Annotated in this window: 17 protein-coding genes and 2 pseudogenes; 7 read left to right on the top strand and 12 right to left on the bottom strand. The window is 67.5% G+C overall.

Annotation, left to right across the window (positions count from 1 at the left end):
- Positions 1-564 (top strand): class I SAM-dependent methyltransferase (locus VML93_RS10775; RefSeq protein ID WP_325610400.1); only part of this gene is annotated, 564 nt, incomplete at its 5' end.
- Between the two features lie 17 nt (positions 565-581).
- Here the strand turns inward: VML93_RS10775 and VML93_RS10770 are convergent.
- From VML93_RS10770 to proC, 5 genes are all read right to left on the bottom strand, one after another.
- Positions 582-1658, bottom strand: a complete 1077-nt coding sequence (locus VML93_RS10770; RefSeq protein ID WP_325610402.1) for a lysophospholipid acyltransferase family protein — start codon at positions 1656-1658, stop codon at positions 582-584.
- A 6-nt stretch (positions 1659-1664) separates the two neighbouring features.
- The gene (locus VML93_RS10765; protein WP_325610398.1) at positions 1665-2780 is read right to left on the bottom strand and encodes an SDR family oxidoreductase; all 1116 of its coding nucleotides are present in this window, start codon (positions 2778-2780) and stop codon (positions 1665-1667) included.
- 67 nt (positions 2781-2847) lie between these two features.
- Positions 2848-2949 carry a 30S ribosomal protein bS22 gene (locus VML93_RS10760; RefSeq protein ID WP_003402602.1) on the bottom strand — a complete coding sequence of 34 codons (102 nt, stop codon included), beginning with the start codon at positions 2947-2949 and terminating at the stop codon, positions 2848-2850.
- A 170-nt stretch (positions 2950-3119) separates the two neighbouring features.
- On the bottom strand, positions 3120-3371 hold the full coding sequence (locus VML93_RS10755) for a cell division/environmental response transcriptional regulator (protein WP_325610396.1): 252 nt from the start codon (positions 3369-3371) through the stop codon (positions 3120-3122).
- 140 nt (positions 3372-3511) lie between these two features.
- Positions 3512-4384, bottom strand: a complete 873-nt coding sequence (gene proC / locus VML93_RS10750; RefSeq protein WP_325610394.1) for a pyrroline-5-carboxylate reductase — start codon at positions 4382-4384, stop codon at positions 3512-3514.
- Between proC and VML93_RS10745 the strand changes: the two are divergent.
- A pseudogene (locus VML93_RS10745) lies at positions 4350-5291 on the top strand (S8 family serine peptidase); the annotation flags it as partial. The gene proC and the pseudogene VML93_RS10745 overlap by 35 nt on opposite strands.
- 6 nt (positions 5292-5297) lie before the next feature.
- Here the strand turns inward: VML93_RS10745 and VML93_RS10740 are convergent.
- The 4 genes from VML93_RS10740 to VML93_RS10725 are packed head-to-tail and all read right to left on the bottom strand — an operon-like array spanning position 5298 to position 9060.
- Positions 5298-6125, bottom strand: coding sequence for a thioesterase family protein (locus VML93_RS10740; protein WP_325610392.1), 828 nt, complete (start codon positions 6123-6125; stop codon positions 5298-5300).
- 1 nt (position 6126) lies between these two features.
- Positions 6127-6969, bottom strand: coding sequence for a sugar phosphate isomerase/epimerase (locus tag VML93_RS10735; protein ID WP_325610391.1), 843 nt, complete (start codon positions 6967-6969; stop codon positions 6127-6129).
- Positions 6970-6988: 19 nt separating this feature from the next.
- Positions 6989-8044 carry a hypothetical protein gene (locus tag VML93_RS10730; RefSeq protein ID WP_325610389.1) on the bottom strand — a complete coding sequence of 352 codons (1056 nt, stop codon included), beginning with the start codon at positions 8042-8044 and terminating at the stop codon, positions 6989-6991.
- Positions 8041-9060 (bottom strand): Ppx/GppA phosphatase family protein, encoded by a 1020-nt coding sequence (locus VML93_RS10725; protein WP_325610388.1) that lies wholly within the window; start codon positions 9058-9060, stop codon positions 8041-8043. Before VML93_RS10725 ends, VML93_RS10730 begins: the two co-directional genes overlap by 4 nt.
- A 94-nt stretch (positions 9061-9154) precedes the next feature.
- Between VML93_RS10725 and VML93_RS10720 the strand changes: the two genes are divergently transcribed.
- Entirely contained in the window at positions 9155-9961 is an 807-nt protein-coding gene (locus VML93_RS10720; RefSeq protein ID WP_325610386.1) for a hypothetical protein, read from the top strand.
- Here VML93_RS10720 and VML93_RS10715 read toward each other — a convergent pair.
- Together VML93_RS10715 and VML93_RS10710 are read right to left on the bottom strand one after the other, a co-directional pair.
- Complete coding sequence (locus VML93_RS10715; RefSeq protein ID WP_414686329.1) at positions 9917-10849, bottom strand: phosphatase PAP2 family protein; 933 nt, start codon at positions 10847-10849, stop codon at positions 9917-9919. The two genes, VML93_RS10720 and VML93_RS10715, sit on opposite strands and share 45 nt — an antisense overlap.
- 89 nt (positions 10850-10938) lie before the next feature.
- Positions 10939-11670: a FadR/GntR family transcriptional regulator gene (locus VML93_RS10710; protein ID WP_325610383.1), complete on the bottom strand. Its 732-nt coding sequence runs from the start codon at positions 11668-11670 to the stop codon at positions 10939-10941.
- An 82-nt stretch (positions 11671-11752) separates the two neighbouring features.
- On the opposite strand from VML93_RS10710, the gene VML93_RS10705 reads away from it, so the two are divergent.
- From VML93_RS10705 to VML93_RS10695, 3 genes are read left to right on the top strand one after another with little or no spacing between them, the layout of a single operon-like run.
- Positions 11753-12703 carry a hypothetical protein gene (locus VML93_RS10705; protein ID WP_325610381.1) on the top strand — a complete coding sequence of 317 codons (951 nt, stop codon included), beginning with the start codon at positions 11753-11755 and terminating at the stop codon, positions 12701-12703.
- Positions 12700-13047: a hypothetical protein gene (locus VML93_RS10700; RefSeq protein WP_325610379.1), complete on the top strand. Its 348-nt coding sequence runs from the start codon at positions 12700-12702 to the stop codon at positions 13045-13047. The genes VML93_RS10705 and VML93_RS10700 overlap by 4 nt, the downstream gene beginning before the upstream one ends.
- Complete coding sequence (locus tag VML93_RS10695) at positions 13044-14909, top strand: GMC family oxidoreductase (protein ID WP_325610378.1); 1866 nt, start codon at positions 13044-13046, stop codon at positions 14907-14909. The genes VML93_RS10700 and VML93_RS10695 overlap by 4 nt, the downstream gene beginning before the upstream one ends.
- Before the next feature lie 131 nt (positions 14910-15040).
- Here the strand turns inward: VML93_RS10695 and VML93_RS10690 are convergent, their stop codons facing one another.
- The gene (locus tag VML93_RS10690) at positions 15041-15469 is read right to left on the bottom strand and encodes a hypothetical protein (RefSeq protein WP_325610376.1); all 429 of its coding nucleotides are present in this window, start codon (positions 15467-15469) and stop codon (positions 15041-15043) included.
- Positions 15470-16337: 868 nt separating this feature from the next.
- On the opposite strand from VML93_RS10690, the pseudogene VML93_RS38840 reads away from it, so the two are divergent.
- Positions 16338-16491, top strand: a pseudogene (locus tag VML93_RS38840) (ISNCY family transposase); the annotation flags it as partial.

The following is a 16491-nucleotide window of genomic DNA, read 5'->3' as shown; positions in this document are numbered from 1 at the left end:
GCCGAGATGGACAGTCCCAGAACCAAGGACGTGCGGCTGCAGGGCTGGGAGCAATTCGACGAGCCGGTCGACCGCATCGTGTCGCTCGGTGCGTTCGAGCACTTCGCCGACGGTGCCGGCGACGCCGGATTCGAGCGCTACGACACCTTCTTCAAGATGTGCTACAACGTGATGCCCGACGACGGCCGGATGCTGCTGCACACGATCGTCATCCCGACTCCCGGGGAAGCCAAGGAGCGTGGCATAACGTCGCCGATGAGCCGGCTGCGCTTTATCAGGTTCATCCTGACCGAGATCTACCCGGGTGGTCGGCTGCCCAGAGTCCCGCAGGTTGAACAGGCCTCGTCGAAGGCCGGTTTCAAGATTGAGCGCTGCCACCGGATCGGGTCGAACTACGTCAAGACGCTGAACACCTGGGCCGAGAAGCTGGAAGAGCACAAGGACGAGGCCATCGAGCTGAAGGGGCAGCAGACGTACGACAACTTCATGCATTACCTGACGGGCTGCTCGGACCTGTTCCGCGATGACGTCACCGACGTTTGCCAGTTCACCCTGGTCAAGTAAAGGTCAGCTAGCCTCTGCTAGCCCAGGAAGACGTTGCGGCGGCCGGCCAGCAGCCGGTACAGCGTCTGCTGGATCGTCTCGCGTACCTGGTCGGTCAGCTCGAAGGTGACCATCGGGTCTTCGGCGTCGCTGGGCGCGTAGTCGGCGGTGTAGATCGGCTCCCCGAACGCGATGCGCCACTTCGACGGCAGCGGCACCAGGCCGGCCGGACCGGCCAGCGGGAACAGCGGCGTGACCGGGAAGTAGGGCAGGCTGAACAGCCGCGCGAGCATCTTCACGTCGGTCAGCATCGGATAGATCTCTTCGGAGCCGACGATCGAGCACGGCACGATCGGCGCCTTGGTGCGCAGCGCCGCGGATACGAAACCGCCGCGACCGAACCGCTGCAAGCGGTACCGGTCCTCGAACCGCTTCCCCAACCCCTTGTAGCCCTCGGGGAACACCGCGGTGAGCTCGCCGGCGGCAAGCAGCCGATGCGCATCCGTCGTGCAGGCCATGGTGTGGCCCGCTTTGCGGGCGACCTCGCCGACCACCGGCAGGTCGAACACCATGTCGGCGGCCAGCAAGCGCATATCCCGGTGCGCCGGGTGCTCGTCGTGCACGGCCACCGACAGCATCAACCCGTCGAACGGCAACACCCCGGCGTGATTGGCCACCAACAGCGCGGCGCCCTCGGCCGGCAGGTTCTCGATACCGCTGACTTCCACCCGGAACCACGACTTGAAGAAGAACCTCAGCAAAGGCCGAACGATAGCGTCGTTGAAGTGCGGGTCGAATCCGAAGTCGTCGACGCCGTAGTCACCGGTAAGCCGCTGGCGGAAGAATCCGGCGACGCCGGCCACGCGTTGCGCGAGATCGTTCAACGGAGCTTCGGCGGCGGACGCGCCGGCCGCGGCACGCCGGTGCTCGTCGATTTCGCGGACCACCGCGGCGATCTGTTCGGTCGATGCGCGGCCCTGCGGATCGGACAGTAACGAGGGGTGCTGACGGGACGTCTCGGCCCGTTGATCTGCACGCCGTTTCGCGGCTACCCGACCCCTATTGGTGTGCAGTGGAATGACATTCGCTCTGGTTTCACCCGCCACGTTACGTATCCAAATCTATCTGATGCCGACCCATGGAATTGGATTTCGGCTACCCCAGCGCTGTGCGAACGCGATGGCACGACCTTCCAAGGAGCGTACCCGATCAGGGTCGATAATGGGAGTCAGGCCACGGCCGCGAACATAGTCGTCGAATGCCTCGGCCGTCGTCCATTTCGGCTGGTAGCCGAGTTCGGAACGCATCCTGGTGGTGTCCATCACCCTGCCGTAACTCAAATACTCGAATTGATCGCGATTGATCTCGGTATAGCGATTGGCACGTCTCAGCGAATCCAGAACAAAGGCACCAAATCCCGGTACTGCCAACGGAATTCGGCCGGCTCGCCGGATTGCCTGGGACAGCATGATGATGCCGTCGGCCCCGATGTTGAAGGTGCCGGCCTTGCCCGCCATCGCCGCGCGCTCCAGCGCGCCCAGCGCATCCTGCTCGTGCAGCAACTGCAATCGCGCATCGCGGCCGAACATCGTCGGGACCACCGGCCCGGCCAGATACCGCGACAACGTGGTGTCCATCGCGGGGCCAATCATGTTGGCCAGCCGCAGAATTGTCACCGCGATGTCGGGCCGGCGGCGGCCGAGGCCGCGCACGTAACCCTCGATATCCAGACTGTCCTTGGCAAAACCCTCGCGAAAAGGCCGGCGGCTGCTGCTGTTCTCGGTGAACACCACCGGATCGTGGGCGCTGGACCCATAGACCTCTGAGGTCGACTTCAGCACGACCCGGCGAACCGACGGCGCTTTCTGACACGCCGCGAACAGTTGCATCGCGCCCATCACGTTGAGCTCTTTCAAAGCGGCGCTGCCGCCGGAGCGCGGCGCGAACGACGCCGCCGCCGCGTGCACCACGGTGTCGACTTCGCCGTTTCGAATCACTTTGGCAATGAAGGGATTGCGAATATCGGCGCGAACGAACTCGGCCCGGCCCATCCGGCGCAGCATGTCCTTGCTCGGCGCGATCGCGTCCACCGCGATGACCCCGTTGATCAACGGGTTTTGCGCGAGCCGGGCAGTCAGGTAGCCGCCCAGAAACCGGCATGCGCCGGTGACCAGCACGACTTTGGGGTAATGCACCGTGCCGCTGCTACCGGCACCGTCCCCGGTTGACGAATCCACCCGGACAGCCTAGCGGCCTAGCGAAACGGCGGTATTACGGTCGGGTGACAGTCGGCGCGGGCCGGGCCTACTTGCCAAGTTTTCTGCGCTGCACCCGGGTGCGACGCAGCAGCTTGCGGTGCTTTTTCTTCGACATACGCTTGCGCCGCTTCTTGATTACTGAACCCATAACTCCGCTATCTGACCCGTGCCGGTTTGTGAATGACTCAAAAGACCCCGTCACTTTACCCGGCCAGCCGCGACGAACACCAAACCGGCCGCCGGGCGACCGCTCAGCGATCGAGACGGCGGTGCGTGGTCAACCGGCTAGTGGCCTGATGATGCTGGGCTAACCCCGGGCTAACCCGCGTCGAAGTACGACGTCTCCAGCATGTCGTGAACGGCCTTGGCGTGCACCCGGAACGACCGCCCGACGCGGACCGCCGGCAGTTCGCCGTTGTGCACCAGCCGGTACACCGTCATCTTGGAGACCCGCATCAGCGCCGCCACCTCGGCCACGGTGAGAAATTGCGTCCTGGCCGGCTGGCCGTCGACGGAACCGGTGTCGCGCGCCGATTTTCCGCCAGCCGATGGCCCGTTCGTAGACGTCATCGCAACCCAATCGTGTCAGGCACGCGCAATGCCAGCGGCTTCCCCTCCGCCGGCACCCACACGTGCATACAAAGAGGAGAATAGCGGGACTAGTGGGGTTACTGGTACTGGTGGGGGATAATCAGTTCAAAAATCTTGAATTATTCTGATGTAATTCTTAGCTGCTCAGACCGGGTTTTGGCGGCCTGGACGGCCGCGTCGACGGTGGCCCGCAACCCTCCGCGTTCGAGTTCGCGCAGCGCAGCGGCGGTAGTGCCGCCGGGAGAGGTCACCGTCGCCCGCAGTTGCGCCGCCGTCGTGTCCACCTGCATTCCCACCGGCTCGCCGTCGGCGGTATGCCGGTCTTGATCCATTCGCTCCAGCAGCATCGCCGCCGATCCGGCCATCGTCTGGGCGGTCAGGTCGGCGGCCACCTGCCGGCTCAGACCGACCGCGACACCGGCGTCGACCAGGGCCTCGACCATCAGGAAGAAGTACGCCGGGCCCGAGCCGGACACCGCGGTCACCGCGTCCATCTGCGCCTCGGACACGGTCAGCACGCCGCCGACGGCGTCGAACAGGGCGGATGCCTCCTCCAGCTGCTCGGGGGTGACGAAACGCCCCTTGGCCAACGCGGTCACTCCCGCCGCCACCAATGCCGCCGCGTTGGGCATCGCCCGGATCACCGGCGTCCCGGCCGGCAGCTTGGACTCGAAGTAACCAATCGTGATGCCGGCTGCCACCGTGACAAACACCTGCTCCACGTCGCTCGCCGCGGCGGCGGCGGCCCGGGACACGTCCGCCATCATCGTGTCGACGTCGGCCGGCTTCACCGCGACGACGACGAACGTCGCGTTCTCGACCGCCTCGGTCACCGACGTCACCAGCACCGAATAGGTGTCCGCCAGGTACTTGGCGCGCTCCGGCATCCGTTCGGCCACCACCAGGTCTTTGACCTGCCGCCCCGCACGTAGCAGACCCGACAGCAATGCCTCGCCGATGTTGCCGCCACCGATGATCGCGATTCTTGCCATGCCGGAAAGCATTCCAGAAACCTCGGTCGGTCCGCGCTACCGGGCGATACTATCCGCGCATGTTGGCGGGGCCCGCATGAAGCGATCCCTGATCTTCCTGGGGTTGGTGACGAGGGCGTTGGCGTCGGTGATCGGCGGGGCCCCCGCGGCGACCGATGCCTTCACCGGGGTGGCCCCGGACGTGGAATTGATCTCGATCCGTCAGTCCAGTGACGCGTTCGCGCCCGTGGACCCCAACGACGGTGGTCCCAAAGCGCGAACAGTCGACAGCATCCACACCCTGGCGCGGGCCATCGTCCATGCCGCCAATATGGGTGCCTCGGTGATCAATATCTCCGACGTCATCTGCATGGGCGTGCCCAACCTCCCAGATCAGCGAGACCTCGCTGCCGCTGTGCAGTATGCGGCCGTCGACAAGAACGCGGTGATCGTGTCCGCCGCCGGCGACCTGCGCAAGCAGGCCTGCCAGCAGAACCCGATAGACCCGGTGCGCGCCGACACTCCGCGTGACTGGCGCGACCTGAAGACTCTGGTGGCGCCGGGGTGGTTGAGCGACCAGGTCCTGACGGTGGGCGCAGTGGATTCGGCCGGAGCACCGCCGGTGTACGCAAATGTGGCCGGACCGTGGGTCTCGATCGCGGCACCCGGCACCGACATCGTCGGGCTCTCCCCCCGCAGCGACGGGTTGATCAACGCGATCGACGGCCCGGACAACGAGTTGGTGGTGCCAGCGGGCAGCAGTTTTTCCACCGCGATCGTGTCGGGCGTGGCTGCCCTGGTGCGCGCCAAGTACCCGCAACTGTCCTCGCACGAGGTCATCGACCGAGTGGTCCGGGCTGCCCGGGCGCCCGCGGGCGGCCCCGACGGCCTGAGCGGCTATGGCGTCGTCGACCCGGTCGCGGCGCTGCGGTAGCTACCGTTTGGCGGGCACCATGGCCAGCTGGCGCGACTGCACCACCAGACGGCCCGCTTGGTCGACAACGACGTGGTCCTCGTCGAACCATTCCTGCCCGATCTCGGTGCAGGTGCAGATCACGCGCAGCCACCCGTCGGCGGGCCGGCCCCGAAGCAGCGCGGTGAACTGGACGGTCGGCGCCCACCCGGTGCGGTCCACCGAGAACGTCACCGGCGCCGACAGGTCGCCGCACAGCAAGGCGAACAGCACGTCGGTAGCGGCGTCGCGCGGACGCGCCCACATCTGGATCACCGGCGGCCGCCCGTCGGTCGCGGGCCCGAGCGTCGACAGCAGCGGGCGGATGTCGCAGCCCGCACTCAGGTGCACCAGGCCGGCCAGCGGGTGGCCCGGCCCGATCGGCTCGACGTCGTCGGGCGGTTCGGGCGCCATCAGATCCAGCACCGGGTTCGCCGTCAGCACCGGCGCGTGATCATGCTCCGGCTCGCCCAGGGTGACCACGGCGTGTACCGCGGTCCGCTTGTCCTGGGTGAGCTCGACGTCGACCACGCTGATCCGCCGACCCCGCTTGCGGATCGACGTCGCCAGCCGCACCGCGCCCGGATCGGGCGCCCACAGGAAGTTCGCCGACACCGCAACCGGTTGCTCGGACTCGAGCCCGTCACCGTATGCCATGCGCGCGGCGTTGGCGCACAGCGCGACCATCACGCCGCCGTGCACCTTGGGCCCGATCGTCCAGTGCTCGTTCAGCTCGGCCGCATACGCGGGGCCATCCGCACCGGCTGGGATCTCGCGCAGGGTCATTGCGCGGGTGAATGACGTGTCCATATCAGCGCAGCAGGTGGGTGCGGGCGAACTGCAGGGACTCGGCCAGCATGGCTTCGCGCTCGTTGGCCGAACGTGCGCTCGAGGTGGACACCTCCAGCACGACATGGCCGGCGAAGTCTCCGGCGGCCAGCAGCTGGCACACCTCGGCGGTCGGTTGGGTGCCGCGCCCCGGCACCAGGTGCTCGTCGGCGGGTAGGCCGCTGCCGTCGCACAGATGCAGGTGCACCAGCCCCGACCCCATCCGGCGGGCCATGTCCAGCGCGTCGCCGCCCGCGGTCGCGGTGTGCGACAGGTCCAGCGTGTAGTGCGCGTGGTCGCCGTCCAGCGGGTCGTAGGACGGGGCGAACGCCGAAATCGCCGGACCCGGGCCGCCGCCCCTTCTGCGCATCCGTTCCCGCGTCTGGTCAGTGCCGAAAAACCGGTCCGCCCGGAACGGGAACATGTTCTCCACGGCCACCATCACGTCGCTGGACGCTTCCAGGTCGGTGACCTGGTCGCGAAATCCCTCGGCGTAGCTCCGCTGCCAGCGGAACGGGGGATGCACGACGACGGTCTGCGCACCCAGCTGCTCGGCGGCCCTGACGCTGCGTTCCAGCTTGTTGATCGGGTTGGAGCCCCACACCCGCTGCGAGATCAACAGGCAGGGAGCATGCACCGACAGCACCGGCACGTGATAGCGCTCCGACAGCTTCTCGACGGCATCGATGTCCTGGCTGACCGACTCGCTCCACACCATCAGCTCGACCCCGTCGTAGCCGAGCCTGGCGGCGTACTCGAACGCAGCCTCGGCCCTCAACGGGTAGACCGAGGCCGTCGACAAGCCGACTTTGATTGCTGGGCGCACTCTCCCCCTCTGGTGACCCCTAGCCCGCTTGCAAGGAGAGCACCAACGGTCCCCAGGTGATCAGTGCACCGACCGCAACCGCGATCAACGTGCTGGCGATGTCCTCGGTCTTGCGAACCACCCGCACCCCGACCACCAGGCCGAGGATGACCAGCACGGATAGCACCAGCGTCACGATCGGATTCCACCGCCACAACTGGTCGAACGCGATGAACAGCCCCGCGCCGAACGCCACGGCCAGCATCGACTGCAGCACGATCACGGTACCGTGCCGCAGCGCCTCGAATCTGGGATGCGACCGCCGGTCCTCGTCTGCCTGGTCACGGCCCAGGAGATCCCCGACGACATCGCGGCGGGAGCCCTCGAACTCGTCTCCGAAGTCCATCGCCGATTGCGCGTCCGCCGCGCGCTCATCGCTGTGTCGTCGCGCCAGCTCGTCGGCCAGCGTCTGGCCGCCGCCGAACAGTGTCCCCTCCTGCAGGAAGGAGCGCACGTACGCGGAATCCTCGGCGCCCGGTTCGGCTTCGCTCACCTCGGAATCCATCAGGTCCACCGACATGTCGCCGTAGTGGCCGACCGGGTCCGGACTCATCCCCTCGGCACCGGATCCCGCGCCGCTGTCCGCCGCTTCCTCCGCCTCGTCGGCGTGGGGCAGCGGGCGTGGGTAGGCGCTGCGTTCCGGGCCCGACTTGTGCTTGCTCTGCGGCGGCGATTTGGGCCAGCGGGGTTCCGGCTCGGACCAGTACACGCCGTCGTTGTCGTCGTCGTCAGAAACCCCGGCTTGTTCAGCCTCGGGTTCGGCGACCGGTTCGGGCGGCGCCGGGGCGACCGGCTCGGCGACCGCGACGGGTTCCTCGTATTCCTCGTGCGCGTCGGGCGCGGGGGATTCCTCGTCGGCGACGATCGGAATCTCACCGGTCAGCTCGGCGACCGTGACCGCATCGCTATCGCCGCGCCGGCGGCGCCGCCGCCGGGTGACCGCCGGGGCGCCGATGGATCCATTCCTGGCCAGCAGTTCGGCCACGGAGATCGGCCGGGTTTCGGAGTTCTGGGTCTCGGATTCTGGTCCAGTCATGGTTTGTCGCCTCTCGATCGGCTCGCTACGTTCCGATCAACTACCTGACCTCCAGCATCCCGCACCCAAGTGTCTACGACGGCAGTTCCGTCGGCTTCGCTGTCGAGTTTGCGTAGGATCAGGCCCTCACGCAGCGCCCAAGGGCAGATATCCACCGTTTCTATCGACAGCGCTCGCATACTCGCCTCGGCCACCAGCGCGCCCGCGACGATCTGCGGCGCCCGCTCGGCGCTCACTCCTTCCAGCTCGGCACGGTCAACCGCCGCCATCCTAGAGATAAAAGCGATGAGTTGCCGCAGGCCGTTGGCGGTCAGCGTCCGTTTCACCCGCGGTCCCGCGGCCGACGGCGCCGCGCCGGTAAGCCGCGCCAACGAGCGAAAAGTCTTCGACGTCGCCACCGCCAGCTCCGCAGCGCCGGCTTCGAGGACGGTCGCGCTGGCCTCCGCCAGCTCGGCGTCCAGCCAGTCACGCAGCATCGCCACCCGCCGCCGGCCGGGCGGATCGTCGGGCAGCCAGTCGCGGGTCAGCCGGCCGGCGCCCAGCGGCAGGGACAGCGCGACCTCGGGCTCCTCATCGACGCCGCTGGACAGTTCCAGCGAGCCGCCACCGATGTCGAGGTTGATGATGCGCCCCGCGCTCCACCCGTACCACCGGCGCACCGCCAGGAAGGTCAACCGGGATTCGTCGACCCCGCTCAGCACCTGCAACTTGACGCCGGCCTCTTTACGCACCCGCGACAACACATCTTCGGAGTTCTCCGCGTCCCGGACCGCCGAGGTAGCAAAGGCCATCAGCTCGGAGCAGCCGGAGCTGACCGCGATCTTGGCGAACTCGTCGATGGTGGAAACCAGTTTGTCGGCGCCGCGCTTGGTGATCTTGCCCGAGCTGTCGGTCGCCTCGGACAGCCGCAGGGTGGCCTTCGTCGAACTCATCGGGGTCGGGTGCCCGCCGCGGTGCGCATCCACCACCAGCAGATGGACCGTGTTGCTGCCCACGTCGAGCACGCCCAATCGCACGAAACAAACCTAGCTGGGCAGCCTGGTCGATCGCTGAGCGGCTCGCTGATCCAAGCCGGGCCGCGGGTGCGAATCGTGGTCTAACGTTTTATCCGTGGCCAACTCGCGCCCGGAGCCAGGGCAGCCGGGAACACTTCCGGGGAACGAGGTCGAATTGGATTTCGCCCGTGAATGGGTGGAGTTCTACGACCCCGACAATCCCGAGCACCTGATCGCGGCCGACCTCACCTGGTTGTTGTCGCGCTGGACATGTGTATTCGGCACGCCCGCTTGCCAGGGCACGGTGGCGGGCCGGCCGGACGACGGGTGTTGCTCGCACGGCGCGTTCCTGTCCGACGACGACGACCGGGCGCGGCTGGACGACGCGGTGCAGAAACTGACCAATGACGACTGGCAGTACCGCGAAAAGGGCTTGGGCAACAAGGGCTACCTGGAAATCGACGAGCACGAAGGGCAGCCGCAATACCGCACCCGCAAACACAAGGACGCGTGCATCTTCTTGAACCGACCGGGATTTCGCGGCGGCGCCGGGTGCGCGTTGCACAGCAAAGCCCTCAAGCTGGGTGTTCCGCCGCTGACGATGAAGCCCGACGTCTGCTGGCAGTTGCCGATCCGGCGCAGCCAGGAGTGGGTGACCAGGCCCGACGGCACCGAGATCCTCAAGACCACCGTCACCGAATACGATCGCCGCGGCTGGGGCTCCGGCGGCGCTGACCTGCACTGGTATTGCACCGGCGATCCGGCCACCCATATCGGCAAGAAGCAGGTGTGGGAGAGCCTGGCCGACGAGCTCACCGAGCTGCTGGGCGAAAAGGCGTACGCGGAGCTGGCGGCGATGTGCAAGCGCCGCAGCAAGCTAGGCCTCGTCGCTGTGCACCCGGCGACCCGGATCGCCGAGTAGCCCGCGGCCTCGGCCAAAGCGCTCCCACCAGCTTCCGACGAGTATCACGCCGCCTGCCCACGCGGCTCCCAAGAACCAGCCGCCCACCACATCGCTGACGTAGTGAACCCCGAGATATATGCGCGATAGCCCGACTGCGCCGGTCAGGCCGATCGCGACGGTCCACACCAGCACTTGTGGGATCCACCGTTTGATGAGGTAGCGCGTCAGCAGCCAGGCGGACAGCAGCACGACTGCGGCGGTGCCGGCGGCGTGGCCGGAGGGAAAGGAGAATCCCTTTTCGGTAATCACGGCGAACGGTATCGGTGGGCGTTCGCGGACCACCAGAACTTTGGCCGTCAGGACCACGAGCAGGATCCCGATCGCACCGGCCAGCGCCAGCACTATCGGCAGCCACGATCTGCGCCACAACGCGACCACGGAGCTGATGACTACCGTCATCACGGCCAGCCCGGCGGGCCCACCTACCGACGTGACAATCAACAGCGCCTTGGTCAACCACAGGTCACGGTTGGTTCCCAACCACTCGGCGGCCGGTCGGTCAATCCCGGCGATGCCGTCTCCCTCCAGCACGTCGTCCAGGACCTCTGTGAAGCCCTCGGCCAATGCCATGACCACGATCAGCTGAACCAGCAGCAGGATTCCTGCGACCCCGTACCCCTTGCCTTTGACCTGTTCACGCGACCAGGCCCACGCGCGGCGAACCACCGGGGCTTCCCACACGCGTCGGACCCAGGGGGCATCGCGCACCCGGGCCCAGAGGGTTTGCCCCAGGCGTGGATGCCGAGCAACCCAGACCGCCGCGGCCACCAGCAGTAGCAGGAGTACGACGGCGCCGAAGCTGACCGGGCCAAAGCCTGCGGTCCCGGATGCGGACGGCCGCTCCACCTCAGGAACCCAACCCACGTCAAGAATCCGACCCACGTCTGGAATCCAACCAGGCGAGCTCGAGCCCGGCAGCTAATCCCGGTTTGCAGCTAATCCCGCCCGTCGGCCAGCTCTTCGGCGTAGCACCGGACCATTCGCAGCGCACTGGCGCTTAGGTACGCCTCGACGTTGGCCGCGGCCGCTGCGGCGTCGCGCTCCACCACCGCGTCGGTGATCGCTTGCAGGTCGACCAGCACCGGCTCGGGGTCGTTGTAGGCCCCGGTGAGTTCATGCTCGCGGCCACCGAAGGCGTGCTCAACCCAGCGATACAGCAACCCCAGTGCGCGGTTGCGGCTGCTATGGATGAGCACCCGAAAGTAGGCCAGGTCTGCGGCCTGGCGCGCCACGGCCGTCTTGGCGTGCTCAACCTCGGCCAGCGCCGCGCGCAATGCGTCGGCGTCCTCGGGCAAGCTGCGTTCGGCCGCCAACCGGCCGATCAACGGCCCCAGGGCCGCGCGGATCTCCAGCAACTCGACCAGGAACTCCGGGCCCAGCTTGCGCACCAGCGCCTCGACCACCGCGGGATGGGTGAGGCCTTCGGGATCGCGTACCACGTTGCCGCTGCCCTGCCGGGATTCGATCAGCCCCATTTGCTGCAGCCGGGCCAAACCCTGCCGCAGCGACGTGCGGTTGACGTTGAGCTGTTCGGCCAGCTCGCGCTCAGGCGGCAGGGTCGAGTCAGGCGGAAAAACACCGTCGAGGATAGCGTCGGCGATCGACGCAGCGATCTGTTCGTCGACACGCTGGCGATCCGGCGGCTGCAGAAAACTTGACTGGTTCATTGGCTCAACCAATATAGTAGGGAACCAACCACACGGCCAGAAGCACTAGCGCGTGTCGGACGCGAGTCGGAGGTAGCAGCAAGTGGACGACGAAATGCGATCGGCCGCCACCCCGCGCTGGCGCGGCAAGGCCGGTCGGCTGGAGGTCTGGTACGCCACGCTGTCGGATCCGGCGACCCGCGCCGGCCTGTGGATTCACTGCGAGACGGTGGCGCCGACATCGGGCGCGCCCTACGCGCACGGCTGGGCGACCTGGTTCCCGAACGAGGGCCCGCCGCGCACCGAGCGGTTCGGCCCCGAGCCCGTCGCGCCGGCGACCGGTACGGCGTGGTTTGACGCGGCAGGCGCCCGGGTGGCGACCGACGAACTGACCGGACGCGCCGGTGCACTCGCGTGGGACCTGTCCTGGGAGGACACCGCCGCCCCGCTATGGACGTTTCCCCGCCTGGCCTGGGAGCGCGAGCTGCTGCCGGGCGCGCAGGTGGTCGTCGCCCCCACCGCCGACTTCACCGGCTCGTTAGACGTGGACGTCGCCACCCATCGGCTCGATGGCTGGCGCGGCAACGTCGCGCACATCTACGGGCACGGCAACGCCAAGCGCTGGGGCTGGATCCACGCCGACCTCGGCGACGGCGACGTCCTGGAAGCGGTCACCGCGGTGTCGCATAAGCCGGGTCTGCGCCGGCTGGCGCCGATGGCGTTCGTCCGCTTCCGTATCGACGGAAAGGACTGGCCCCCAAGTACTTTGCCGGCCCTGCGGATGCGTACGACGCTCGACATGCGGCACTGGCAGCTGGAGGGACGCATGGGCGGCCGCAAGGTGCTCATCCGCGTCGACCAGCCCCCCGAGCGGTGTGTGAGCCTGGCCTACACCGACCCCGACGGGGGAAAAGCGGTGTGCACCAACACCGAACAGGCCGACATCCACGTCGAAATCGACGACCGCCAGTGGTCGGTGCTGGGCACCGGGCATGCCGAAGTCGGCCTGCGCAGCCCCCAAGCTCCCGCCCTAAACGAAAGGACACCCTCGTGAGTTTTCTGCTCGACCCGCCGCTGCTGTTCGCCTCCGGAGTGCTCATCGAGCGCAGCCTGCCCGAAGAGCGCCGCGACGTGGCCGAAGCCGCCACCCTCGGCGTCTTCTTCGCCGGATCTTTCGGGCTCTACAACAACGTGCCCGGACTCGGTCTGCTGTGGCGCCCGTTCCGTGCCCAAAACGGCCGCGACTTCATGTGGAACAGCGGGGTTTTCGGCGTGAATACCGCTGAACTGGACTGGCCGCAGCACGCCGTGGCCGGGGGCATCTTCGGGACGTATCCGTTCTTCATCAAGCTCGGGCGGCGGCTCGGGCAACGGCTCGGTCGAAGGCAGCGCATATGAGCCGGCTGGCGGATCGGGCCGCCGCGTCGTTCGGCGCGGCCCTGTTGCCCCAGGAGCACGGCGGCCCGCCGCCGGCCGAGCTTGTCCGCAGTTTCGACCGTTACCTCAACCGGATGCCGTCCACCACGCGGCTGGCGCTGCGCGCCGGGCTGGTGTCGCTCGCGGCGGCGAGCTACCTGACCACCGGGCGGTCACTGTCGCGGCTCGGCCCCGACCAACGGGAACAGGTATTGCGTCGGGTCGCCGCGCTCAACCCGGATGCCGCGGCGGCGCTGGACGCCATGAAGGTGACGATGCTGCTCGCCAATGGCGCGGATACCTTTGCGCCGGAATTGCTTTCACGTGCCGCCGCGCACGACCCGGCCCGTCCCGACGCGGCCTTGAACATCACCAGATCCCCCGACAGCAGCTCCGTCGTCACCGCCGATGCGGTTGTCGTCGGGTCCGGTGCCGGCGGTGCGATGGTGGCCCGCACCCTGGCGCGGGCCGGTCTGGATGTCGTGGTGCTGGAAGAGGGGCGGCGCTGGACGGTCGAGGAGTTCCGCACCAGCCACCCGATTGAGCGCTATGCCGGGCTGTACCGCGGCGCGGGCGCCACCTTCGCGCTGGGACGCCCGTCCGTGGTGTTGCCGATCGGTAGGGCGGTCGGCGGCACCACCGTCGTCAACTCCGGCACCTGCTTTCGACCGCCGATTGCCGTGCAGCGACGCTGGCGCGACGAGTTCGGCCTCGGCCTGGCCGACCCGGACCGGCTGGGCGCCCGCCTCGACGAGGTCGAGCGCACGCTGCAGGTCTCGCCGGTGCCGCTACAGATCATGGGTCGCAACGGACGCCTGCTGCTCGACGCCGCCAACACGCTGGGCTGGGAGGCGGCCCCCATCCCGCGCAATGCGCCGGGCTGCGCCGGCTGCTGCCAGTGCGCGATCGGCTGCCCAAGCAACGCCAAGTTCGGCGTGCACCTCAATGCGCTCCCACAGGCCTGTGCGGCCGGCGCCCGGATCATCTCGGAGGCACGCGTCGAACGGGTGCTGCACCGGAACGGCCGCGCCCGCGGCGTGCGGGCGCGGCGGCGCGACGGCACCGCGCTCGACGTGCTTGCGGACACGGTCGTCATCGCCGCCGGCACTACCGAGACGCCGGGGTTATTGCGGCGCAGTGGAATTGGCATGCATCCGCGCATGGGCCGAAACCTGGCGCTGCATCCGGCGACGACTCTCGCCGGCCGCTTCGAGGACGACGTCTACGCGTGGCGCGGTGTGCTGCAGAGTGCGGCCGTGCACGAGTTCCACGAGTCCCACGGCGTGCTGATCGAGGCGACCTCCACGCCGCCGGGTATGGGATCGATCGTCTACCCCGGCTACGGCGCCGAGCTGATGGGCTGGCTGGACCAATCGCATCAAATCGCGACGGTCGGCGCGATGGTGGCCGATCAGGGCGTCGGCTCGGTGCACTCAGCACGCGGTGAAACGCTGCTGCGCTACAACATCACCCGGGACGACGTCGCCAAGCTGAGGGTCGCGCTGGAGGCCATGGGCCGCTTGCTCTTCGCCGCCGGCGCGGTGGAGGTGCTCGTCGGGCTGCCGGGTGCGAACACGGTGACGTCGCAGGCGCAGCTGAAGGAAGCGCTGGCCCGCAGCGACCCGCGGCGCCTGCACCTGGTCGCCTTCCACCCGACGGGCACCGCGGCCGCCGGCGCCGACGATCAGGTCTGCCCGGTGGACGCGTCCGGTCGGCTGCGCGGGACCGACGGTGTGTGGGTCGCCGACGCGTCGATCCTGCCCAGCAGCCCCGAGGTGAATCCGCAGGTCTCGATCATGGCCATGGCGCTGGCAGTGGCCGACGAGTTGGCCGGCGCGCGGTGACTGCCATCGATGAATTGGGTTATACACAGCACCCACTAGCAATCAGCTGCGCTTGCGCAACAGGCGCCACATCCCGACACCGACCGCCACAGCGGCGCACATCACGAGCATGAAGAGCAAGAACTGAAGCCCTATGACCGCGAGACCATTGGCTTCATACCAGCTGTTTTCGCGGACGCATCGGAAGGACCAGCTTGTCCCCGACCCACCCGACGGGGTGCTGTAGCCGGAGGATTTTGAAGCCAGCCGGTACCCGTTGCGGCAAACGTTCCGTTCATCCATTGCACGCTCGAGGGGAACACTGCTGAACCGAACGCCGCGGCAATCCAGCAGCCGACCGCACCGATCGGGAGGCCGAACAAACCGATGGCCCAGAGGACCCAATTACGCTCGGTCGCCAGCGGCCGCGGCACAGGCTTCCAAAAAGCTGGCTCGAAAGGCCCACTATCGGCCTGGCCGCCGAAGCCCTCTGGGTCGGCCTGGCGCGGGTAGCCGCCCCTCGCCTCGGCCAGCTGCTGTTCCAACTCGGCGATGCGTTGCTCGGGGTCGTCCTGGTTCATCCGGTAAATGGTCCCACCCGAAAGCCGGGGCTGGGGAAAAATCGTGGGCACCCGCCTTCGGGATGAAGTGCTCTTTGCAGTTACGGGTATGCCGGGGCGGTAGCCGGGTGCCAAGATCTGGTCGGCCGGAAATTCCTGCATTTGAGCCTAAGGTGAGCGCGACGCAAGCACCGCCCGGAGCGCGCGGCCGTGGCCCTCTGGGCGCCACGCAAACCTCGGCCCGGGGGTTCCGGTAGCCATCCCGTAAGTCACTGAGCTAGAACGCTTTTCGTGCGCATGCAGCCTAACGTACTTGCTCGACAGGTAGCGCCTCGGCGGATCGCGGCAAAACTACGAAGACCGCTGCGGCGGGGGCGCGTACTCGGCTCGCGCCCGTCGAGAGCGGGCGACTCGGCTATACCCGGTCGCAATACCGACTCTCGTTACAGACGCAGCTGGCGCTAATGTCCCGCCTCTTGCCGCCGACGGCGGCGCGCAGGTCGGCGGCGGCCAGGGTGCGGATGCTCTGCGTGCGGAGCTTCAGGGTGTTGCTTTCGTTGTTCATGTTTGTCCAGGTCGGTTAGGTGCGCACCCAGGGTGGGCCGCGCTCACAGGCAGGAGCACCAACCGCCTAGAAAAGGGACAGTTTTTGCCACCACAGGAGACCAAAGGATCTGAGGAGGATCTGACAAGCGGTTTCCCCGAACCTTTTCTCACCCATTCGGCCGCAAGGGCGGCCGTGAGAAAAGGAAGAAAGGAAGTCCTTTGTGGACTCGGTTTGTACTAACTACTTCGACCTGAAAAAGTCGGCGCGTTGATCCCCGGTCGGATGGTGCTGAACTGGGAAGATGGCCTCAATGCCCTTGTTGCGGAAGGGATTGAGGCCATCGTGTTTCGTACTGTAGGCGATCAGTGCTCGTTGTGGGAGTCGCTGCTGCCCGACGAGGTGCGCCGACTGCCCGAGGAACTGGCCCGGGTGGACGCATTGTTGGACGATCCGGCGTTCTTCGCCCCGTTCGTGCCGTTCTTCGACCCGCGCAGGG

The organism is Mycobacterium sp., from assembly GCF_035499775.1.
GTDB lineage: Bacteria > Actinomycetota > Actinomycetes > Mycobacteriales > Mycobacteriaceae > Mycobacterium.
Note: the sequence above shows the minus strand (reverse complement) of the source record. Positions and strands in the feature narration are given on the sequence as shown.